Origin of the sequence: Streptomyces sp. NPDC059092 (genome assembly GCF_042756365.1) — a bacterium.
Taxonomy (GTDB): domain Bacteria; phylum Actinomycetota; class Actinomycetes; order Streptomycetales; family Streptomycetaceae; genus Streptomyces.
Genome location: NZ_JBHZEJ010000141.1, coordinates 1 through 4,054 on the forward strand (window position 1 = coordinate 1; position 4,054 = coordinate 4,054).

1 protein-coding gene is annotated in these 4,054 nt (G+C 76.7%); it reads right to left on the reverse strand.

Annotation, left to right across the window (positions count from 1 at the left end):
- A partial coding sequence (locus ACFXPL_RS36920; protein ID WP_384927553.1) for an SDR family NAD(P)-dependent oxidoreductase occupies window positions 1-4,054 on the reverse strand: 4,054 nt, incomplete at both ends.

The following is a 4,054-nucleotide window of genomic DNA, read 5'->3' on the forward strand; positions in this document are numbered from 1 at the left end:
GCCGCCCGCGAGCGCCAGGGAGCACTCGCCGTTCCGTAGTGCCCGGGTCGCGAGGTGGAGGGCGACGAGGGACGACGAACACGCCGTGTCCACCGTCACCGCGGGTCCCTCCAGGCCCAGCGCGTACGCGACCCGGCCCGACAGCACACTGCCCACGGCCCCGGTGAGCGCGTAGTCGCGGCCGTCCTCGGTCGCCTTCACGAGGTCGGCGTAGTCGTGGGAACCGGCGCCGACGAACACCCCGGTGTCGCTTCCGCGCAGTGACGAAGGGTCGATGCCGGACCGCTCCACCGTCTCCCAGGCCACCTCCAGCAGCAGTCGCTGCTGCGGATCCATCGCCAGCGCCTCCCGGGGCGAGATCCCGAAGAACCCGGCGTCGAACCCGGCCACGTCGGAGAGGAACCCGCCGACCAACGGGAAGTCGCCGACGGCCGCGCGCAGCGCCCCGAGGTCCCAGCCCCGGTCCTCGGGGAATCCGCCGATCGCGTCGGTTCCGTCGGCCAACAGCCGCCACAGCGCCTCGGGGGTGTCGGCGCCGCCGGGGAGACGGCACGCCATGCCGACGATGGCGATCGGGTCGTTCCCCGTCGCCACGGCGGGCGGTACGGCGGGTGCCGTGCCGTGAGCTGAGGCGGGCGGGGCCGGCGACTCGTCGGTGAGCAGCGTGCCGGTCAGCAGCTCCGCGATCGCGGTGGGCGTGGGGTGGTCGAAGACGAGGGTCGTGGGCAGGGTGAGCCCGGTGGCGTTCGCGATCCGGTCGCGCAGGTCGACGGCGGTCAGCGAGTCCACCCCCAAGTCCCGGAACGGCTTCCCGGCCGCGATCGCGCCCGGGTCGCCGTGGCCGAGAGCCCGCGACGCGGCGGTGCGGACGATGTCGAGCACGATCCGCCGCCGCTCGCCGCCGTCCGCCTCGGCGAGGCGGTGGCGCAGCTCAGCTGTCCGGTCTTCCTCCGGCGCCGTCTCCTCGGGCGAGGCGGCGGCGACTCCCGGCAGGTCCTGGATCAGCGGCCGGGGCCGGGCGGCGGTGAAGGACCGGGCGAAGACGGCCCAGTCCATGTCGGTGACGGTCACCGTCGTCTCGTCGTGTTCGACCGCGCGCAGCAGCGCGGTGACCGCCGATTCCGGGTCCATGGACCGTACACCCGCCCGGTTCAGCCGTCGCTCGACGCTGTCGTCGACCATGCCGCCTCCCGCCCATCCGCCCCAGGCGATCGAGGTCGCGGCGACGCCCCGCGCCCGCTGCTCCTCGGCCAGCGCGTCGAGGAAGGCGTTGCCCGCGGCGTAGGCCCCGGACCCTTCGCTGCCCCACACCGCGGCACCGGAGGAGAAGTACACGAGGGCGTCGAGGCCGTGGCCTTCGAGCAGTGCGTCGAGGTGGCGGGCGCCCTCGGTCTTGGCCGCGACGGTGGCGGCGAACGCGGCGAGGTCGGTGTCGGCGAGGCGGGTGGTGTCACCGACCCCCGCCGCGTGGACCACCCCGGTCACGGGGAGGTCCTCGGGCACGTCGGCGAGCAGCGCGGCGAGCGCGGCGCGGTCGGTGATGTCGCAGCCCACGACGCTCACCCGCCCGGCGCCCAGGTCGCCGAGCTCCCGGGTGAGGTCCGCCACGCCGTCGGCGCCGGGGCCGCGCCTGCTCACCAGCAGCAGATGGTCGGCGCCCAGCCCGGCCAGCCGTCGGGCGACGTGCGCGCCGAGCGCCCCGGTGCCGCCGGTGATCAGGACGGTGCCGCGCGGCTGCCACGGGCGTGCGGGGCGGGCAGGTGTTACGGGGGCGGGCACCAGCCTGCGGGCGAGGGTGCCGGCGGACCGGACGGCCAGTTCCTGTTCGTCGCCGGGGGCCGCGAGTACGCCGCACAGCCGGCGCAGTGCCGTCGTGCCGAGGTCGGCGGGCAGGTCCACGAGCCCGCCCCAGGAGGCCGGATGTTCCAGCCCGGCGACCCGGCCCAGGGCCCACAGCGACGACTGGCCGGCGAGGGGCGCGCGGTCCCCGGGCGCGGCGCACACGGCGGCCCGGGTCACGGTCCACAGCGGGACGGGGCAGCCCACGTCGTGGACCGCCTGGGTCAGGGCGAGTGACGCGGCCAGCGGCCAGGGCACCACCGGGTGTGCGGACGGGACCGACCACGGGGCCAGCGCCAGCAGGGACAGCGCCCCGGCCGGGGCGGGGCCGTCGTCCAGAATCCCGGCGAGGCCGGCGCCCAGCGCCGCGCGGTCCGCGCCGTCGGCGGGTACCCGCAGCACGCGGAGGTCCGCGCCCGCCGCGGCGAGGGCGGCGAGGACGTCCTCGACCGTCCCGTCCGCCTCCTCCGCCGCCGGGGCGACCACCACCCACGGGCCGTCCAGGGCCGGGACCGTACCCCGGTCGGGCAGCGGAGCCCAGGTCACGGCGTACCGCCAGGAGTCGAGCGTGGCCGACTCCTGGGCGCGGCGGCGCCAGTCGGAGAGCAGCGTGAGCGTGGTGTCCACCGACCTGTCGGCGGGCACGGCCAGTTCGGCGGCGAGCGCCTCGCGGTCGCCGTCGTCGACCGCCTGCCAGAGTCCGGCTCCGGCGAGGGCGGCGTGGTCGGGCGGGGACGAGCGGCGGGCGGGCGTCGGCCAGAACCGCTGCCCCTGGAAGGGATAGGTCGGCAGGGCGACGCGGGCACCGGTCGGCGGGGCGCCGTCCGCCGGCCCGACCGCGCTCCAGTCCACCGGGGCCCCGGCGACGAAGGCCCCGGCGAGGGCGGCGAGGAACCGGGGCGCCCCGCCCTCCCCCCGGCGCAGGGTGCCGAGCACCGCGGCGTCGGTGCCGACGGTCTCCGCCGTCTCCCGCATGCCGGGAACGAGCACCGGATGTGAGCTGATCTCAAGGAGGATGTCGTGGCCCGCCGACAGCAGGTCCTCGACGACCGGGGCGAAGCGGACGGTCCCCCGCAGGTTGGTGTACCAGTACTCCGGCGTCATCCCGGCGGTGTCGAGCACCGAGCCGGTCGCCGTCGAGTACAGCGGGATGTCGCCGTCGCGCGGGCTGATGCCCGCCAGTTCGGCCAGCAACCGGTCGCGGATGCGCTCCACCTGGCCGGAGTGGGAGGCGTAGTCGACGGGGAGCCGGCGGTGGCGCACTCCGGTGCGCTCGCACTCCTCGCCCAGCCGGTCGAGCGCGTCCGCGTCGCCGGAGACGACGGTGGAGGTGGGGCCGTTGACGGCCGCGACGGAGAGCCTCGGGCCCCATGGCCCGGGCAGCGCCGCGACGTCCTCGGCCGACAGGCCCACCCCCGCCATGCCCCCCGTGCCGGCCAGCTCCTCGGCGATCAGCCTGGCGCGTACGGCCACGACGCGGGCGCCGTCGTCGAGGGACAGCGCCCCGGCGACCACGGCGGCGGCGATCTCGCCCTGGCTGTGCCCCGCCACGGCGGCGGGGACGACGCCGCAGGAGCGCCACAGCGCCGCGAGCGACACCATCACCGCCCAGGACACGGGCTGTACGACGTCCACGCGCTCCCACCGGGGGTCGTCCTCGGCACCGAGAACCATCTCCAGCAGGGGCCAGTCCACATGAGGGGCCAGGGCGTCGGCGCACGCGCGCATCCGCTCGGCGAAGACGGGGGAGGACTCCAGGAGTTCCGCGGCCATCCCGGCCCACTGCGCGCCCTGGCCGGGGAAGATCCACGCGATGCGCCCGAGGGCGGCGGTGGTTCCGGTCACGGCGGCGTCCCGGAAAGGCGGTTCGCCCGCGGACAGCATCGCCAGTGTCCGCGCGGTGGAGTCGGTGTCGGTCCTGAGGACGACGCCGCGGCGCTCCCAACGGGACGCCACGGCGGCCAGCGTACCGGCCGTGTCCGCGAGACCCGGCGCGCCAGGCTCCGTGAGCAGGGCCCGCAGCCGGTCGGCGGTGGCCCGCAGGGCGGGCTCGGTACGCGCGGAGAACGGCAGGGGAACCACGTCGGAGATCAGGGCGGGCGGTGTGGTGCGCGGCTCGGCCGTCGGTGTGTCGGGGGTGGGTGGGGCTTGTTCGAGGATGGTGTGGGCGTTGGTGCCGCTGATGCCGAAGGCGGAGACGGCGGCGCGGCGGGGG